This is a genomic window from Castellaniella denitrificans (assembly GCF_027214045.1).
GTDB classification, from domain to species: domain Bacteria; phylum Pseudomonadota; class Gammaproteobacteria; order Burkholderiales; family Burkholderiaceae_B; genus Castellaniella; species Castellaniella denitrificans_A.
Genome location: NZ_JAPWHE010000031.1, coordinates 1 through 283 on the forward strand (window position 1 = coordinate 1; position 283 = coordinate 283).

Consider the following 283-nt stretch of genomic DNA (forward strand, 5'->3'; position numbering starts at 1 on the left):
GTGTACGGGCGCTTAGCTCAGCTGGTTCAGAGCATCTGGTTTACACCCAGAGGGTCGGGGGTTCGAATCACTCAGCGCCCACCGAGAAAACAGTCACACTTCCAATCGCATTCAAAAGGGCGCTTAGCTCAGCTGGTTCAGAGCATCTGGTTTAGAACCAGAGGTTCGGGGGTTCGTATCCCGCAGCGCCCATCGTTACATCCGTATCAGTTTCACTCGCATTCCTAAGGGCGCTTAGCTCAGCTGGTTCAGAGCATCTGGTTTACACCCAGAGGGTCGGGGG

Annotated in this window: 2 tRNA genes; both read left to right on the forward strand. The window is 55.5% G+C overall.

Going from position 1 to position 283, the window contains the following annotated elements:
- The first annotated feature begins 6 nt into the window (after positions 1–6).
- Positions 7–81, forward strand: a tRNA-Val gene (locus O4H32_RS14920).
- Between the two features lie 36 nt (positions 82–117).
- Positions 118–192 (forward strand) — tRNA-Leu (locus O4H32_RS14925).
- The last annotated feature ends 91 nt before the right edge of the window (positions 193–283 follow it).